Origin of the sequence: Fusobacterium sp. (genome assembly GCF_019012925.1) — a bacterium.
GTDB lineage: Bacteria > Fusobacteriota > Fusobacteriia > Fusobacteriales > Fusobacteriaceae > Fusobacterium_A.
In genome coordinates this window covers 23,737-41,676 of the sequence record NZ_JAGIRL010000031.1, presented here as the reverse complement: position 1 = coordinate 41,676, position 17,940 = coordinate 23,737, and the positions used below count along the sequence as shown (strand labels likewise).

At 30.8% G+C, this 17,940-nt stretch carries 16 protein-coding genes; 9 read left to right on the top strand and 7 right to left on the bottom strand.

Going from position 1 to position 17,940, the window contains the following annotated elements; all coding sequences use genetic code 11:
* Window positions 1-60 precede the first annotated feature (60 nt).
* The 7 genes from QZ286_RS05940 to mgtE all read right to left on the bottom strand — a co-directional run bounded on the left by QZ286_RS05940 (window position 61) and on the right by mgtE (window position 8,063).
* Entirely contained in the window at window positions 61-1,392 is a 1,332-nt protein-coding gene (locus tag QZ286_RS05940) for a sodium:alanine symporter family protein (protein ID WP_291256054.1), read from the bottom strand.
* Between the two features lie 139 nt (window positions 1,393-1,531).
* A complete protein-coding gene (locus tag QZ286_RS05935; RefSeq protein ID WP_291256053.1) occupies window positions 1,532-2,533 on the bottom strand; it encodes a 7-cyano-7-deazaguanine synthase in 1,002 nt (333 codons plus the stop codon).
* A gap of 2 nt (window positions 2,534-2,535) precedes the next feature.
* Complete coding sequence (gene sepF / locus QZ286_RS05930; protein WP_291256052.1) at window positions 2,536-3,057, bottom strand: cell division protein SepF; 522 nt, start codon at window positions 3,055-3,057, stop codon at window positions 2,536-2,538.
* Between the two features lie 13 nt (window positions 3,058-3,070).
* Entirely contained in the window at window positions 3,071-3,751 is a 681-nt protein-coding gene (locus QZ286_RS05925; RefSeq protein WP_291256051.1) for a YggS family pyridoxal phosphate-dependent enzyme, read from the bottom strand.
* A 13-nt stretch (window positions 3,752-3,764) separates the two neighbouring features.
* Complete coding sequence (hemW, locus tag QZ286_RS05920) at window positions 3,765-4,841, bottom strand: radical SAM family heme chaperone HemW (RefSeq protein ID WP_291256050.1); 1,077 nt, start codon at window positions 4,839-4,841, stop codon at window positions 3,765-3,767.
* Between the two features lie 13 nt (window positions 4,842-4,854).
* A complete protein-coding gene (locus tag QZ286_RS05915) occupies window positions 4,855-6,579 on the bottom strand; it encodes a phospho-sugar mutase (protein ID WP_291256049.1) in 1,725 nt (574 codons plus the stop codon).
* A gap of 149 nt (window positions 6,580-6,728) precedes the next feature.
* Window positions 6,729-8,063: a magnesium transporter gene (mgtE, locus tag QZ286_RS05910; protein ID WP_291256087.1), complete on the bottom strand. Its 1,335-nt coding sequence runs from the start codon at window positions 8,061-8,063 to the stop codon at window positions 6,729-6,731.
* A 156-nt stretch (window positions 8,064-8,219) separates the two neighbouring features.
* Here mgtE and rsmB point away from each other — a divergent pair, with 156 nt between their 5' ends.
* The 9 genes from rsmB (at window position 8,220) to QZ286_RS05865 (ending at window position 17,919) form a co-directional block, all read left to right on the top strand.
* Window positions 8,220-9,530, top strand: coding sequence for a 16S rRNA (cytosine(967)-C(5))-methyltransferase RsmB (gene rsmB, locus QZ286_RS05905; RefSeq protein WP_367243731.1), 1,311 nt, complete (start codon window positions 8,220-8,222; stop codon window positions 9,528-9,530).
* On the top strand, window positions 9,524-10,159 hold the full coding sequence (locus QZ286_RS05900; protein ID WP_291256048.1) for an O-methyltransferase: 636 nt from the start codon (window positions 9,524-9,526) through the stop codon (window positions 10,157-10,159). The genes rsmB and QZ286_RS05900 overlap by 7 nt, the downstream gene beginning before the upstream one ends.
* Before the next feature lie 132 nt (window positions 10,160-10,291).
* Entirely contained in the window at window positions 10,292-10,618 is a 327-nt protein-coding gene (locus QZ286_RS05895) for a hypothetical protein (RefSeq protein ID WP_291256047.1), read from the top strand.
* 25 nt (window positions 10,619-10,643) lie between these two features.
* Window positions 10,644-14,162 carry a chromosome segregation protein SMC gene (gene smc, locus QZ286_RS05890; protein WP_291256046.1) on the top strand — a complete coding sequence of 1,173 codons (3,519 nt, stop codon included), beginning with the start codon at window positions 10,644-10,646 and terminating at the stop codon, window positions 14,160-14,162.
* A 70-nt stretch (window positions 14,163-14,232) separates the two neighbouring features.
* Window positions 14,233-15,255: a tetraacyldisaccharide 4'-kinase gene (lpxK, locus tag QZ286_RS05885; RefSeq protein WP_291256045.1), complete on the top strand. Its 1,023-nt coding sequence runs from the start codon at window positions 14,233-14,235 to the stop codon at window positions 15,253-15,255.
* Window positions 15,245-16,039 (top strand): hypothetical protein, encoded by a 795-nt coding sequence (locus QZ286_RS05880; protein ID WP_291256044.1) that lies wholly within the window; start codon window positions 15,245-15,247, stop codon window positions 16,037-16,039. Before lpxK ends, QZ286_RS05880 begins: the two co-directional genes overlap by 11 nt.
* Window positions 16,040-16,048: 9 nt before the next feature.
* The gene (locus tag QZ286_RS05875) at window positions 16,049-16,498 is read left to right on the top strand and encodes a PTS sugar transporter subunit IIA (protein WP_291256043.1); all 450 of its coding nucleotides are present in this window, start codon (window positions 16,049-16,051) and stop codon (window positions 16,496-16,498) included.
* On the top strand, window positions 16,495-17,058 hold the full coding sequence (nadD, locus tag QZ286_RS05870; RefSeq protein WP_291256042.1) for a nicotinate (nicotinamide) nucleotide adenylyltransferase: 564 nt from the start codon (window positions 16,495-16,497) through the stop codon (window positions 17,056-17,058). The genes QZ286_RS05875 and nadD overlap by 4 nt, the downstream gene beginning before the upstream one ends.
* A gap of 168 nt (window positions 17,059-17,226) precedes the next feature.
* Window positions 17,227-17,919 carry a GntR family transcriptional regulator gene (locus QZ286_RS05865; protein ID WP_291256041.1) on the top strand — a complete coding sequence of 231 codons (693 nt, stop codon included), beginning with the start codon at window positions 17,227-17,229 and terminating at the stop codon, window positions 17,917-17,919.
* The last annotated feature ends 21 nt before the right edge of the window (window positions 17,920-17,940 follow it).

The following is a 17,940-nucleotide window of genomic DNA, read 5'->3' as shown; positions in this document are numbered from 1 at the left end:
CACTGATATGAGTATACTATATTTTTCCTAAAAAACAAGAGAGTTTCCACTTATTTAAGGTTATTTATCAAAAAATCTAGCTTCGTACTCTTTTAAGCTTTCAATAGCTTTTGATGTCAATGGAAAAACTCCAATCATATTTACAATTGTCATAAGTCCCAATCCTAAGTCAGCTAAATTCCATACTAGGTAGTTTTGTCTAATTCCACCCCAGTATAACATTATTAAAGTAAAAACTTTAAATAGCTCCTGTGGCCACTCCTTCTCACATAAAAAGTATAAATTTGGTTTAGCATAGAAACTAATTCCTAAAATTGTGCTAAATGAGAAAAGAAATAGAATTACTGCTGTAAATATTACTCCCCACTCTCCAACTTGGTATCTAAAAGCTTCTTGAAGTAGAGTCATTCCACCACTTCCTTCAGTTATATGTCCTTTTGATAAAAGTATAACAAAAGCTGTAGCACTACAGATTAAAACGGTATCTACTAAAACTCCCAAAGCTTGTATCAATCCCTGCTTTGCTGGGTGTTCAACCTCTGCTGCTGCTGCTGCACAAGGAGCTGATCCAGATCCAGCCTCATTAGAGAACAATCCTCTCTTTACTCCTTCCATAACAACACTTCCTAAACTTCCACCTAAGAACTGTTTTATTCCAAAGGCATGTTTAAATATATCACTCATTGTATCTGCCATTAAACCTAGATTTTTTATGATGATATAAGTTACGATCCCTAAGTATAACACTGCCATAAATGGAACTAATTTATCTAATACTTTTACTATCTTATTTCTATTTCCAAATAATACTCCTGCTGATAGAACTACTAAAACCAAAGCTGTATTGTTAGTGTCAAATCCAAAAGCTGTATTAAATGATTCTGTAACTGAGTTAGAGATAACTTGGAAAACTCCTCCCCAACATATAATAGCAAAAATTACAAATAATACTCCTAACCACTTTATATCTAACCCTTTTTGAATAAAGTATGGAGCTCCACCTCTATAACCACCTTTAGGATCCTTCTCTCTATGTAATATAGCTATTGTAGATTCTATAAAAGCTGTTGAAGCATTTAGTAGTGCTACAACCCACATCCAAAATACAGATCCTGGCCCACCTACTGAAACAGCAGCCACAACACCCACTAAGTTTCCTACTCCCACTCTAGAAGCAGTACTTATACAAAATGCCTGAAATGATGAAACCTCATTTTTTCCCACCTTTGTTTTTTCCATTAAAAGTTGGCACATATGTGCTAACAATCTAAATTGTACCCCTCTTGTTTTCACTGTAAAAATTATTCCACTAACCACTAATAACACAACTATTAGATTATAGTTCCACATCACCGTGTTAATTGAATTAACTAAATTTTCAAAAGCATTCATCCTACTATCCTCCTTAATATTTTTAAATTTTATAAAAAAAACGACTGGCTTAGATAATTTAAGGAATGTTATACAAAAATAAACACCTAAATTAAACTAATTCAGTCGCTCTAATTTAACATATTTAACTACAATCCTACTATCCTACTATTTGATATTTTTTCATAAACTGTTCTACTTTTTCTACATCTACTACTGGCACCTTAGAGATCTCTCCATCTATTCTAACTTCGATCTCCTCTTTACCCTTACATTTAGAGTATCTTGAAAATAACTCTTTTACCAACTCTAGCTCTTCCTGTGTAAACTCTCCAAACCCTAACATATGAGGTCCTGGAACTCTATGTCCACATAGGTAAAAACTTCCTAACTCTTTATATCCTGCTATTCTCTCATTTCCCTCTTGATCTCTACCTACAAACAAATACTTACCTTTATCTAATCTATAAAATCTACTCTTCTTGATCAAGTGGAAAAGGAATGAGTAATCCTCTTCTAAATACCCATCTTTTTCTAATACAGATAGTCTATCAGAAAAAGCTGGATCTGTCAATAGGCAACCTCCACCTGGACTAGGATACTCTTTTAATCCATATTTTTCCATTAACTCCATCTGAATCTGTCTACTTCTTCCTTGAATATCTAGGAGCTTTTCTCTATCTATCCATCCCTCTAATTCTGGTTTACTAGGTGGTAATAGTTTTGCCGATAATGGTCTAACTATTAACTCATCCATACCTGATAATTTTTTTACTTTTTCTAAAGCAGCAGAGTTTTGTGACATAGGTCTTTGACCTAATACCTCTCCAGATATTACAAAATCCGCATCATACTTTTCTAAAAGCTCTCCTGCTACTTTAAACATAAGAGAGTGGCAATCTATACAAGGATTCATATTTTTCCCTCTTCCATAGACAGGATTTTTCACCACTTCAGTATGTCTTTTTTCAAAATGTACATACTCCACTTTTATCCCTAATTGTTCTGCCATTTTCTCAGCTTTTTCATTTTTTCCGCCAAAAAAATGTGATACAAAATTTAATGCAATAACATCAATCCCTTGATCTTTTACAACTTTTATTGCTAAAGCACTATCCAATCCACCTGAAAATAGTGCCAATGCTCTCCTTCTTTTTTCCACTTCTACCTCTCTTCTTTTCCAAAATCCTTGAATATTCTTGGGTTCATAGTCTTTTTATCCTCATAATAAACCTTCATACTCTTAGGAACTATTGTATAAACTTTTTTGCTAATTACTAGATAGTTAGATTCCTTTACAGTCATAGCTCCTGACAAGAAATTCATAAGTCTAATTGCTGTATCCTCATCTAAATACTCTAGATTTAATGTTACCATCTTATCTGCTCTTATATAATCTACTATTTTTCTACAATCAGAAAATGCTTTTGGATCTAAAAATATTGTTTGACAATTGCTTCCACTACTGATCTCATTTTCTAAACTTGAAGTCTGTTTCTGCTTAAATCCTGTATGAGGAATATGTGGAGCTGGAGTAGATTCAACTTCATTTTGAACTGTACTTCCCTTATTTATCTCAACTTCTGTTATTCCACTATCTTCGAATCTTAACTCTTCATCCTCTTCGATTCCATCTGGAAATCCAAAAAACTCCTTAACATTATCAAAAAGCTTTTTCTTGCTCATCTCTACTCTCCTCCTATTTCTCATATATTTTTCTACCTACTCTTATGAGAGTAGCACCCTCTTTTAGGGCTAATTTATAATCATTTGTCATACCCATAGATAACTCTGTAAGTTGACCTTTAAAGTATCTTTCATTCAGCTCATCCTTTATCTCTCTAAGCCTTCTAAATACTCCTGTCACCAACTCTTTATCATCTGTAAATGGAGCCATTGTCATAAGACCTATGATATTTATGTTCTTTAGTGCCATAAGTTCTGGCAACTCACCATATAGATCCTCCAAATCATACCCCTCTTTACTCTCTTCTCCAGCTATATTTATCTCTAACAGAACATCTATCTTTCTGTTATTTTGAAGAGCTCTCTTATCAATCTCCTGAGCTAGAGAAAGTTTATTTACAGAGTGTATCAACTTAATAAATGGGGCTATATACTTAACCTTATTTTTTTGAAGATTCCCTATAAAGTGCCACTCAATATCATCTTTATTTTCTGAGTTGTATTTTTCATACTTCTCTTTGATAACCTGTGCCTTATTTTCACCAAACACTCTTACATTACAGTTCAATATTTCATCCATAACATCTGATTGTACATACTTAGTAACTGCAATAAATTTTACTTTTTCAGGATATATTGAATAATTTTTTATATCCTCTTGAATATCTTCAATATTCTTTTCTATACTACTCATCTTTCAACTCCATTTAAATAAACTCATCTAGAACATCATTAGCAAGCATTATCCCCTTTCTTGTGAGAAGAAAATGCTCCCCTACTCTGTATAAAAAACCTTTTTCTTCCAATTCTAGACATTTTTTTAAATATTTCTCACTTGGAACTACTCCCTTTTTTAGAAGTCTGAATCCCAACATATATTTATATTGCTCCTTTGAGTCTAAATCTACAAATTCACTTTCCAATATTGGTATTTCTCTTTTATCTATAGTATCATAATATTTAGAAATTTGCACCTGATTTTTGTATCTCTTTTTATCTATATATCCTGAAGCTCCCAATCCTATCCCTAAATACTCTCTATTTTCCCAGTATTTAGAGTTGTGTCGAGCCTCTCTATTAGGTAAACAAAAATTGGAGATCTCATAGTGAATATACCCCATCTCTTGAGATTTATCTATTATATATTCAAACATTTGAGCTTCCAATTCATTCTCAGTTTCACTGTACACTCCCTCTTCTAATTTCTTAAAAAACGGTGTCCCCTCTTCCCAAATCAATGAGTAGATTGAAAAATGGTCAGGTCTTAACTCTAGCAATCTATGCAGATCTGATTTCACTGCTTGTAAACTTTGGTTTGGAAGTGAAAACATAAGATCTAAACTTATATTCTCAAAGCCAGCTTCCCTAGCTTGTAAATAAGTCTCTATTCCCTCTTTAGAGCTATGCATTCTTCCTAATACTTTTAACATCTCATCATCAAAAGTTTGAATTCCAATACTCACTCTATTTATTCCAGCCTTTTTAAATCCTCTTAACTTTTCTAAATCTACAGTCTTAGGATTTACCTCCAAAGTTACCTCTGCTCCATCTTTTATCTTTAATCTTTTTATTATCCTCTCCACATCTTCACAATCTAAAAGAGAGGGAGTCCCCCCTCCCAAGTAGACTGTGTCATACTCATATTCAGGATATAAGTCTATCTCTTTTAAAATATAATCCACATATTTTTTCCTATCATCTTCATTTGATTTGAAAGATAGGAAATCACAGTAGTTACATTTATTCATACAGAAAGGAATATGGATGTAAACTCCATCTAACATTATCTCCTCCTAACTATAATGTATCTATATATTTTATAAACTCCTCTTTTACATATTGAAGTTTTTCATCAGCTTTTTTATTGTCTGAATCTACAACACACAAGTAGTATTTTATTTTTGGCTCTGTTCCAGAAGGTCTAACTGTAATATATGTCTTATCTTCTAAGATAATTTGAATAACATCAGATTTTGGTAATTCAATTCTCTTCTCTTGACCTGTTAAACAATCCTTTTCCACTTGTAATTTATAATCTTTAATTATAGATACTTTCTTACCACATATTACTGTATGAGCTTTATTTCTCATATTCTCCATTATTTTTCCAATTGCCTCTAGTCCTGATTTTCCTGTTTTTGTTACAGAAACAGTTTCCTCTTTATACCAACCATATTTCTCATATAATTTATTTAGCTCTCTATATAGAGTTGATCCTATACTGTCATAGTAAGTAGCCATTTCAGCTATCATAAGAGAAGCTACAACTGCATCTTTATCTCTTACATGAGTTCCAACTAAGTAACCTATCGACTCTTCAAATCCAAATAGGAATGTTCCATCTAACTCTTTATTTTCAAACTGTCTAATCTTTTCTCCTATATATTTAAATCCTGTCAATGTTCTAAATAGTTGTACTCCCTTATCTTTTGCTATGACGTCTAACATCGGTGTTGAAACAATAGTTGAGATTACAGCTCCATTAGCTGGAATATCTTTTTTCATCTCTAAAAGATAGTTCATCAATAAGATTCCCAATTGATTTCCATTAGGGTAGTACCACTCATTATTGTCATCTTTTATTGCTATTCCTGTTCTATCTGCATCTGGGTCATTAGCTAAACATAGAGTTGCTCCCACTCTATCTGCTAACTCTGTACTCAATTTAAAAACAGCTTTATCCTCTGGATTAGCATATGAACAAGTTGGGAACATTCCATCTGGCATCTCTTGTTCTGGAACTGTGTATACAGACTCATACCCCATCTCTTTCAATACTCTCTGTACTGCTACTCTTCCTGTTCCATGCAATGGTGAGTACACTATTTTAAACTCTTTTTTATTTGGTAAATCTCTATTTATAGCCTGTTTTTCAACTTCCTCTATAAATCTATCATCTACTTTTTTCCCTATATATTCTAGTAATCCTTGAGCTATAGCTTCCTCTTCACTTATAATCTTTATATCTTTGAATAGGTCAACAGAGTTTACAGCATTTACCACTCCACTTGCTTGTGGCTCTACTATCTGAGCTCCATCTTCCCAATATACTTTGTATCCATTGTACTCCTGTGGATTGTGTGATGCTGTTACCATCACTCCAGCTTGAGCTTTTAACTCTCTAGTTGCAAAAGAAAGCTCTGGAGTAGATCTTAGAGATTCAAACAGGTAAGCTTTTATTCCATTTCCTGCCAAAACAAGAGCTGTATTCAAAGCATATTCAGTAGATCCTATTCTACAATCATAAGCTATTGCTACCCCTTTTTTAGCTCCCAACTCTCCAGTAGATTTTAAGATATAATCAGCTAATCCTTGAGTTGCCTTTCTTATATTGTAATTATTGATTCTATTTCTTCCAACTCCTCTTATACCTCTCATTCCAGCAGTTCCAAAGCTTAAATCAGTATAAAATCTGTTTTCTATCTCTTTTTCATCATCTTTTATATTTAAAAGCTCCTCTCTGTCTTCTTTAGTTATAACATCAGAGTTTAACCACATTTTATAATAATCTAAATAATTCATAAGTTGCCTCCTCAATACTCTTTTATTACTATGTTTATATTATACCCTATTCTTCAGAAATATTTAACATTTTATTAAAAAATTTACAGACTTTTTTTATTTATTTTATTAACTAAAAAATAAGAGAGGTTTGTCACCTCTCTGTTATATTAAGCTAAATGTAAATAGTGAGTTGATACCAAGAAAAATACTATCAAGGCACAGGCATCAATTATAGTTGTAATTAAAGGACTAGCCATAATTGCTGGATCTAATTTAAATCCTTTTGCCACTATTGGAAGAGTGCTTCCCACTCCTTTAGCTATTATTATTGTAATAAATAAACTTAAAGATATTGCAAAAGATACTGTATAGTCTATGTCACTTAAGTAATAGATTATTAAAAAGTTTACTACTGATAAAACTAAACCAATAACTATACTTACTCTTAACTCTTTCCAGAATATCTCTTTAATATCTGATAGTTCAATCTCTTCTAAGGCGATACCTCTTGTAATAAGAGTAGAAGCCTGAGCTCCTGCATTTCCACCTGTTGACATTAGCATAGGTATGAATGAGATCAATACCATAGCTGATTGTAAAACTCCCTCATATGTCCTAATTATTATCCCTGTAAAAGTTGCAAGTATCATTAAAATTAAAAGCCACCCTATTCTCTGTTTTACCAAAGAAAAAACTGACTCTTTCAAATACTCTTCATCTGATGGAGCCATTGCTGCCATCTTTTGTAAATCCTCTGTGTACTCCTGATCAATAACGTCAACTACGTCATCTATCGTGATAATTCCAACTAGTCTATCTTCATTATCCACAACTGGCATAGATGTCAAGTCGTACTTTCTAAAGTCTGAAGCAATATTTTCCTGATCATCAGTTGTACGACAACTTATTACATTTGTCTCCATTGCCTCTATAAGTGGTACATCATCATCTAAGAAAATCAATTTCTTTAATGATATATACCCCACAAGTTTTCTCTGATTATCTATTATATAACAGATATCAATTGTCTCATTATCAATTCCAAATCTTTTGATAGAGTGTAATGCTTGTCCAATATTCATATCATTTTTTAGTGAAACATACTCAACTGTCATAACACTACCAGCACTATTTTCTGGATATCTTAAAAACTGATTTATAAGATTTCTCATATCAGATGTAGTATTTTGTAAAATCTTGTCTACTACATTAGCTGGCATCTCCTCAATAAAATCCACAGTGTCATCAATAAACATATCATTTATGATATTACGTACCTCTTCATCAGTTATATTTTCAATGATCTCCTGCTGTTTATCAGAAGAAAGATAGCTAAAGATATCAGAAGATAAACTCTTAGGTAAAATTCTAAAAAGTTTCAACCCCTGTTCTCTACTCATATCCTCGAAGTATTCAGCTATATCAACTGGTTGCATATCAGCTAATACCTCTCTAACCTTGTTTAGTTGATTCGTCTCTAATAAATGAAAAATATCTTCCAACGGAACCTCCATGTATAAAACCTCCATATATAAAAATCTCTCTTATTATAGATTACCATTTTAATTTAAAAAAGGCAAATAAAAATTCTATATTACTACAAATTAATCCTTAAATATTGTATAATATAAGTGAATGAAAAAATTAGGAGGCTAATAATGAATATAAAAGCTAGAGTTATCAGCTTAATTAAAGAGGTTGAAAATGGAAAATATTCCAATATAGCTCTCAATGAGTATTTTAAAGATAATGCTCTATCAAAAAAAGAGAGAGGATTTATCACTGAACTTTTTTACGGAGTGATTAGAAATAAAATTTTCCTTGATTATGAGATTGAAAAGAGGACTACATCTGTAAAAAAAGATTGGTTAAAAAATATGTTAAGAATCTCTATGTATCAGATGAGTTTTATGAATAGTGATGATAAAGGTGTCATTTGGGAAGCCACAGAACTATCTAAGAAAAAGTTTGGTGTCCCTGTAGGAAAATTTGTAAATGGAGTTTTAAGAAGTTATCAAAGAGAGTGGAAAGATGATGTAAAAGATTTAAAAGAGAGTGGAAAAGCTCACATCTATCTATCATACCCACAGTGGTTTTATGAAAAACTTATTGATGAGTATGGTGTTGAAGAGGGAGAGTTATTTCTAAAATCTCTAAAAAAAATACCCTATATCAGCTTTAGAGTTAACACTTTAAAATATACAACTGATGAGTTTGAAAAGTTATTACAAGAGAAGAAGATTGATATTATAAAAAAAGTCGATACTGTTTACTATGTTGACTCTGGAATATTACTATACAGTGACGAGTTTAAATCTGGAAAGATAATTGTTCAAGATGGCTCTTCATATCTTTCAGCTAGAAACTTAGCTCCTAAAAGCGGGGAGTCAGTCCTAGATACTTGTAGTGCACCTGGTGGAAAAACAGCAGTTTTAGGGGAACTTATGAAAAATGAAGGAGAGCTTTTAGCTCTAGATATCTATCCACATAAATTAAAACTTATAGAGGAAAACTGTAAAAAGTGTGGTATTACCATAGTTCAACCTGTAAAGATGGATGCTAGAAAACTTAATCAACAGGGAAAAAAGTTTGATAAAATTTTAGTAGATGCACCTTGTAGTGGATATGGTGTACTTAGAAAAAAACCTGAAGCTATATATAACAAAGACTCTGAAAACGTAGAAGAACTTGCTAAGTTACAGTTTGAAATCTTAGAATCAGCCTCTCAAATTTTAAAAGAGAGTGGTGAGTTAGTATATAGTACTTGTACTATTTTAGCTGAAGAAAATGGTAAAAATATTAAAAAGTTTTTAGAAAAATACCCTGAATTTACTACAACTGATCTCTATATTCCTGAAAATGTAAATGGAACTTTTGATGAGGTAGGTGGATTCACTGTAGATTATAAAGAGGAGATCCTAGATGGATTCTATATCGTAAAATTAAAAAAGAGAGGAAAAGAATGTTAGAAGAGTTAAAAGAAGCAAATAGATATATAATTGATAAGATTAAAGAGAAGGACACACTTATTCTTGAGATGGAAAAATATGCTGAAGAGTTTAATGTTCCTATTGTGACAAAAGAGGTAGCTGAATACTTAAAATTTATAGTTAAAAGTCACCAATTTAAAAATGTTTTAGAGGTGGGGACTGCTATTGGTTACTCTGGAATCCTTATGGCTAGAGAGATTCAGAAAAATGGTGGAAAGCTATATACCATTGAGATTGATGAGGAAAGATTCAATCTAGCTCAAGAAAATTTTAAAAAATCTAATTTAGATAATATAATCTCTATTAAGGGAGATGCTGTAGAGGAGATTAAAAAAATTAATGATAAATTTGACTTTGTTTTTATAGATGCCTCAAAAGGACACTATATGGAATTTTTTGAAGATTCTTATAAGCTTCTTAATGAAAATGGAATCATATTTATCGACAATATTATGTTTAGAGGTTATCTGTACAAAGAGTTTCCAAAAAGATTCAAGACAATAGTTAGAAGATTGAATGAATTTATTGACTATCTCTATGAGAGAGAGGGAGGGGAGTTTGTACTTCTTCCTTTTGGAGATGGAATAGGACTATACAGAAAAAAATAGTTGTATCTTACTGAGGAGAAGAGTGGATTACAAACACTCTTCTCCTTTAATATTTCTAAAATATTTACATAGTAGATAGGTTAAAAATATGGTATAATTTTTTAACAGAAGATTTTATTGTAAGGAGATTATATGAGTAAAAATTTAAATGATATAGATATTAAAGTTATAAAATTTCTCTTATCTGCTGGTGTCTATAGTGAATTAGCAATAGTTAAAAACTTAGGAATCAGCTATGAAGAGTTATCTCAATCCTTTGAAAGACTTACAAAAGAAGGATACTTAGAAACATATGAAGAGTTTCAAAAGAGAGAGAATGAGGAATGCTCTACTTCATCTGGTTGTGGTGGTTGCTCTAAAGATAAAAAAAGTTGTGGTTCATGTTGCTCTAATGCTCCAAAAGATTACTCAGATGTAAAGGTAATTACTTGGAAAGCAATAGATGAATTTCAAGAATAAATTACTATATTACAGGGTGGTATAAATGTTTTTAAAAGCAGTAGAAATTTTTGGTTTTAAATCCTTTGGAGAAAAGGTTTATATAGAATTTAATAGAGGGCTTACCTCAATTGTTGGTCCTAACGGAAGTGGTAAATCAAATATACTTGATGCAGTACTTTGGGTATTGGGAGAACAATCATATAAAAATATAAGAGCGAAAGAGAGTGCAGATGTTATATTTTCTGGTGGAAAAGATAAAAAACCTATGAATTTTGCAGAAGTTTCTCTTTATATTGACAATAACGATCGTTTTTTACCTGTGGAAAATGACGAGATTAAAATCACTAGAAAACTACATTCAACAGGTGAAAATGAGTACTTTATAAATGATACAAAAACTAGATTAAAAGATATTGGAAATCTATTTTTAGATACCGGAGTTGGTAAAAGTGCTTACTCTGTAATTGGACAAGGGAAGGTCGAAAGAATAATAGGCTCATCTTCAAAAGAGATAAAAAGTATAATTGAAGAAGCTGCTGGAATTAAAAAATTCCAAAGTCAAAAAAATGAGGCTGTTAAAAATCTAGAAAATGTTGATTCAGAGTTAGAAAAGATTGATTTAGTTCTAAAAGAAGTGGGAGAGAATAAAGAGAGAGTTGAAAAACAAGCTGGCAAAGCTCAAGAATACCTTAATCTAAAAGAAAACAGAGACTCCCTTGCTAAAGGAATATACAGTTGTGAATATGAAGCTAAAAACTCAGATCTTTCTAGAGATCTTTCTAATTACGAGAAATTATCTGAAGAGAATTCAAATCTACAAGTTGAATTTCAAGGAATAGAGAAAAGATTAGAAGCTATTGATGAAGAAAAAGCCACTTTGAAAAAATATATTGAAGAGAATGGAGATAAAAATCAAGAGTTAAAAAAAGAGATTGATGAGAAAGAGAGAGAAAAAGTAAGAGTTGTTGAGAGATGTGCTAGTTTTAAAAGAGAGATTGTTGAAAAAGAGGAAAGCTCTAAGCAAAATCACATTAGACTAGAAGAAAAACAAATTGTTCTTAATAACTTAGATAAAGAAGCATTGGAGATAGAAAATAGAGTTAAAACTCTCTTTGAAGAGAATCAAGTTTTTGAAAATGAGATAAAAGATTTAGAAAAAGAGAGAGAAAACTTCAATATAGCTAGAGAACTTAAGAAAAAGAGAAGTATGGAGCTAGAATTAGAAAAAATGAAACTCCTAAATGATATTGAAAATTCTAGCAGAAGAGCTAAGGGAAGTAGCAATAAGATTGGCTCATTGCAAAAGGAGTTAGATGATAGTAATAAAAAAATGGAGATAGCTGAAAAAGAACTTACTCTATCTAAAAAATCTAAAGAGGAAAAAGTATTAACTCTTGAAAAAACTAAGGAGAGAGGTATCTTTTTAGAGAGCGAGATCAGTAAATGTAGCCAAGAGATGAATAGACTTTCAGAGATTATTAGAACCTCTGAATATGATGAAAAGAGATTTTCAGCTAAACTCCAAGCTCTACTTAGAATGGAAGAGAACAACGAGGGATTCTTCAAAGGAGTTAAAGAGGTTTTAAACAGTAAAATTCCTGGAGTGGAAGGAGTTTTCATCTCACTTGTTAACGTTCCTGAGAAATATATGAAAGCCATTGAAGCTGGTGTACCTGGAAACATACAGGATATAATTGTTACCACAAGTGACGTAGCTAAAAAAGCTATCAACATCTTAAAGGAAAAAAAGTCTGGAAGAGCCTCTTTTCTAGCCTTAGATACAATCAAAGTAACTCCTAAAAAAGAACCAAATATAAATCTTCCTGGAGTGATTGGATTAGCTTCAAATTTAGTAAATACAGAAGCAAAATTTAAAATTGTTGCTGATTTTATTTTAGGAAATCTTTTAATAGTTGAAAATATGGATACTGCTTTAAAAATCATAAAAAACTCTATGTTTGGTGGAAATGTTGTAACTCTTGCTGGAGAGCTATTGAGTTCTAGAGGTAGAATTACAGGTGGGGATTCTGGTAACTCCACTGCTAGTCTACTATTCGAGAGAAAAAAAGAGATCAAACAACTTAAGGAGCAGGTTGAAAAACTACAGACTTCTATTACTCAAGGAATAGAGAAACAGAACAAGATAAGTAAGGATCTTGAAAATTATGAGAATGAGATAGATAAATTAGACTCTACTCAAGAGGATTTAAGAAAGCAGTGTAGAATTGCACAAGAGTATTTTGAAGATTGTAATTCAAAAGTTGAAAGAATCAGTAAAGAGATTAGAACAATAAAATTAGAACTTGAAGATGAGATAAGATATAACGAGGAATTTGAAAAGAAGATTATAAACTCTAATAGCGAAAAAGAGAGAATTGCCACTATCATTGAAAATCTCAAAAAAGAGGAAGAGGAAGATATTGTTAAAGCTCAAGAGATCAATGTTATTATAAATAGCAAAAGAGAGGAATTTGCTGATAAAAAGATCATCTTCCTAAACTCTCAAGATAGAGTTAATCAAATTGAAAAGGAGAAGGAGAAGGAGAAAAGAGAGTTTTTCCTACTCTCTTCTGAGATAGAAAATTTAAAAAATAAGATCTCTCAATTAAGAGTTGAAATTTCAACTCTTGAAAAACAAGAGGAGAGTTTGACTTCTGAAATAAATGAGAGAGTTTTAAGATATGAGAGTGAAAATAGTGAGATCACTCTGAAAAAACAGACTAATGAAAAACTACTAGAGGAGGAACATACTCTACTAAAAACAAGAAAAGAATTGGATAGCTATCTTCTACATAAAAAAGATAGTTTGAACAAATTAAATGAATCTATTAATAGATTGAAACTAGATATTGAAAAATTAGGTGAAAATCTTGAGTCTCTTGAAGATATAAAAGGTTTAGAAATTGATATAACTAATTTAAAATCAGAAAAGGAGAGATTTAAAACTCTAGATAATCAACTAAGAAACTTCCAAGCTGTAAATCTACTAGCAATTGAGGAGTTTAAAGAGTTAAATGAAAAATATACATTCTTGACTACACAAAGAGAGGATTTAGTCAACGGTAAAACTGTATTACTAAATTTGGTTAAAGAGATAGATACAACTATTCATGATAGATTCTTTACAGCATATAAATCTATTGATGAAAATTTTAACAAGATGTGTATGGAAACTATTAACAATGCTGAAGGAAAGTTAATCTTAAATAATCCTGATAACTTTGATGAGTGTGGTATTGAGATATATATTAAGTTTAGAAATAAAAAAAGACAATCTCTATCTTTACTGTCTGGTGGAGAGAAATCAATGGTAGCTATTGCTTTTATTATGGGAATCTTTATGTTCAAACCAAGTCCATTTACGTTCCTTGACGAGATCGAAGCTGCTCTTGATGAAAAGAATACTAGAAAACTTATTGGAAAACTAAAGGAATTTACAGATAGATCTCAATTCATATTAATTACTCATAATAAGGATACAATGAGAGAATCAGAGAGTATTTTTGGTGTAACTATGAACAAAGAAATAGGAGTTTCTAAAATAGTACCTGTAAGGTTTTAGAAATACCTTGACTTTTTACTTTTACTAGGGGTACAATATAGAGTAAAACATTTTTATTCGAGGAGTAATAATGAGGATATTATCATATATATATTATCTCATCACCTCTTTTAGGAATTTTCTCTTTGATAAAGAGATACTTCCCATAAAAAGAGTTGACGGAGTAGAAGTTATCTGTATAGGAAATATAACGGTAGGGGGTACTGGTAAAACCCCTGCTGTACAATACTTTGTTAAAAGACTACAAAAAATGGGAAGAAAAGTAGCTGTGGTTTCTAGAGGATATAGAGGTAAGAGAAAGAGAGAGCCACTTCTGGTCAGTGATGGTTTTCAAATATTTGCAACCCCTAGAGAGAGTGGAGATGAACCATTTATCCACGCTTTAAATCTCAAGGTTCCCATAATTGTTAGCTCAAATAGATATAAGGCTTGTATGTTTGCTAAAAAACATTTTGATGTTGATACCATTGTACTAGATGATGGATTTCAACATAGAAAACTCTATCGTGATAGAGATATTGTCCTTATTGATGCTACAAATCCTTTTGGTTGGGGGGAACTTCTTCCTAAAGGTATGTTAAGAGAGGATTTTAAAAAGGGAGCACAGAGAGCTTCTGAATTTATAATTACAAAATCTGATTTAGTTAGTGAAAGAGAAGTTGAAAGAATAAAAAAATATTTAAAGAAAAAGTTAGGTAAAGAAGTTTCCACTGCTAAACATGGAGTTACATCTCTTTGTGATCTAAAAGGAAATCAAAAGCCTTTGTTTTGGGTAAAGGGAAAAAGAGTTTTACTATTTTCTGGTCTAGCAAATCCTTTAAATTTTGAAAAAACTGTGATCTCTCTTGAACCTTCTTACATAGAGAGAGTGGATTTTATGGATCATCACAATTTTAAAAAGAAGGATATTGAACTTATACAAAGACGTGCTGACAGTATGAAAGCATCTTTTATAATTATGACAGAAAAAGATCTTGTTAAGTTACCTACTGACATGCCTATGGAAAACTTTTTTGTACTTAAAATAGAATTTAAACTGTTGGAGGATAATAGTTTAAAAGGAATTGGAGGAAATAAAGAAAATGCAATTTGATATGCTTAATATAATTAAAGAGAAGAATGAGCAAGAGCTTGTAGCACTTTTAAAAGAGTATGGAAAGATTCAACTTTTAAGTGAATCTGCTCAATTTTTAGATAAAAGAGCATATATTACTGTTGATACTTTAGGAAATCTAAAGAGAAAAAGAGGTAGTTTAGCCCTTCCTGTATCTGCTTTTTTAGATGAAGCTGAGCTAATTGCTGAGATTATTGATTCAAGTGATATAAAAGAGAGACAAAACTACGATAAAATTGAAAGATTTTCTAGTTTAGATATTGAAAAAGTGAGATTAAACTTAATAAAAACACTGTTTAATGGAAGCTATGACTTTGCTAAAAAATATGGAAAAGAACTTTTTTTAAGAGATAGGGATGCGTTTTTTAAGCTTCTTGCTAACTTCTCTCTAATAGGAGAGAGCAGTAACTTAAAACCTTTAATGGTTCTTGCTCTAAAAAGATCTATGCTTGAATTTGATGAGAATATATTCTCACTATTTATCTCTTATTTTAGTAAGTATAGAGATAATACTTCTAACTATGAAAAGAGTCTAGATATTAGTATTGAAATTTCAGATCTTAAAACAATGCTTAGAGATAAAAAAGAGCTTCTTAACTCACTTGAAGGTTTAGGAATACTATCTTCTCTAGCTCTTTTAGAGGAGATAGAAGTGGATAATTACAACAGATCTCTAAATAAATTAAAATTTGAAATTGAGAATACAGTTTCATTTACTCCATTAAATGAGAGAGAAAGAAAGCTTTTAAACTATTTTTTGTAGGAGGAGAGTATGTTACAATATTTAAACAGTAAACTAATAACTTATATTGAAGGGAATCCTACTAAAGAAGAGGCTTTAAAAATGTTAGTTGAGCTTATTAAAAAAAATAGTGATGCTCTCAATGATGAGAATAATTTTTATGAAAATATATTGGCTAGGGAAGAGTTAGGAAGTACTGGTATTGGGCAGGGAATTGCAATCCCTCACGCAAGAAGTGAAAAGATAAAAAAATTAATTGTAGCTATTGGACTACTTAAAAATGGTGTAGATTTTAACTCATTAGATGGAGAAAAGGTTAAACTGATAATTCTAGTCGGATCTCCAAAAGGACAAAATAGAGAGTATCTCTCTTTGGTTTCTGAGCTGATGAGAACATTTAGAAATGAGAAGTTGAGAGAAAATGTCATCTGCACTAATAATTATCAAGAGCTTTTAGAAGCTATTGCGGAGTTAAAATGAAAATAGGAATCTATGGTGGTAGCTTTAATCCAATTCACAATGCTCATATAGAGATTGTTAAATTTGTATTAGATAAACTTAAACTTGATAAAATAATTATAATTCCTGTTGGAACAGCATCACATAGAGATGATATAGTAGTTGAAGGAAAACTTAGAATGAAAATGTGTGAATTAGCCTTTGAAAATGAAAAAAATATATCAGTATCTGATATTGAGATAAATGAGCATAAAGTTTCATATACCATTGATACACTTTATAAAATTATCTCTCTATATGGTGAAGAAAATGAGTTTTTTGAGATTATTGGCGAGGATTCTGCTAACTATTTCTCAACTTGGAAAGAGTATAAGAAAATTTTAGAACTCAGTAAAGTAGTGGTATTTAGAAGAGAGGGATACACTGGTGATATAAGTCATAAAAATCTTATCTATCTCGATACTCCTCTCTATGATATATCATCTACTATGATTAGAAAAAAAATACATAACAATGAGGATATTTCTAAACTAGTTCCTGAAAAGGTAGCTAATTTTATAAAAGAGAATTCTCTATATTAATCTAATAAACTGATAGAAAAATCTCTTCTTTACATAAAGGAAGAGATTTTCTTTTCAAAAAATAATCATAAAATAAATATTTATATATTCTGCAACTCAATAAATATTGCTTTTTTCTAAAGTTTGATGTAGAATAAGGAGAAAATCATTGGTGAAAGAGGATGAGGAATGGATTTTAAAATAACAGAGAAAATTAAAGGAGAAAGTAGCAAACAGTATACTTATCGAATTTTGAAAGATAGTATTATGAATCTATCTTTAAAGCCTGGAGAAGCTCTCAGTGAAATAGAGATCAGTCAAGCTTTAAATGTTAGTAGAACTCCTGTAAGAGAAGCAATTGTAAAACTAAAAGAAGAAAAATTGATTAATGTTTTTCCTCAAAAAGGATCGCTAGTCTCAAAAATGAATTTAAAGCTTATAGAAGAGGCTGTATTTTTAAGAGAAATTTGCGATAAAGAGATACTTAAAATGGTATGCTCTAGAAAAAATAATGATTCTTTAATTAAAGAATTAAGAAAAAATTTAGAATATCAAAAAATAATTGTAGAATTTGAAGAAGATATATATGAGTTTTTTAGATTAGATAACAAATTCCATGAAATTATATATGAATTTTGTAATAAATTGAATATTTGGAAAGCAATTAAAAAACTAAGTACTCATTATGATAGATTACGACTTTTCGACGTTATTGAAAAAAAGAATCTTAGAGACATACTAGTTCAACATGAAAAAATAATAGATATTCTAGAAAAAAATAGTTTTGAATCTATTGATGATATGGTTACAGAACACTTATTTAATTTTAAAGAGATGTTGGGAATATTTATTGAAAAATGCCCAAACTATTTTGAAAAATAAAACTTATTTTAAATTTTAGGA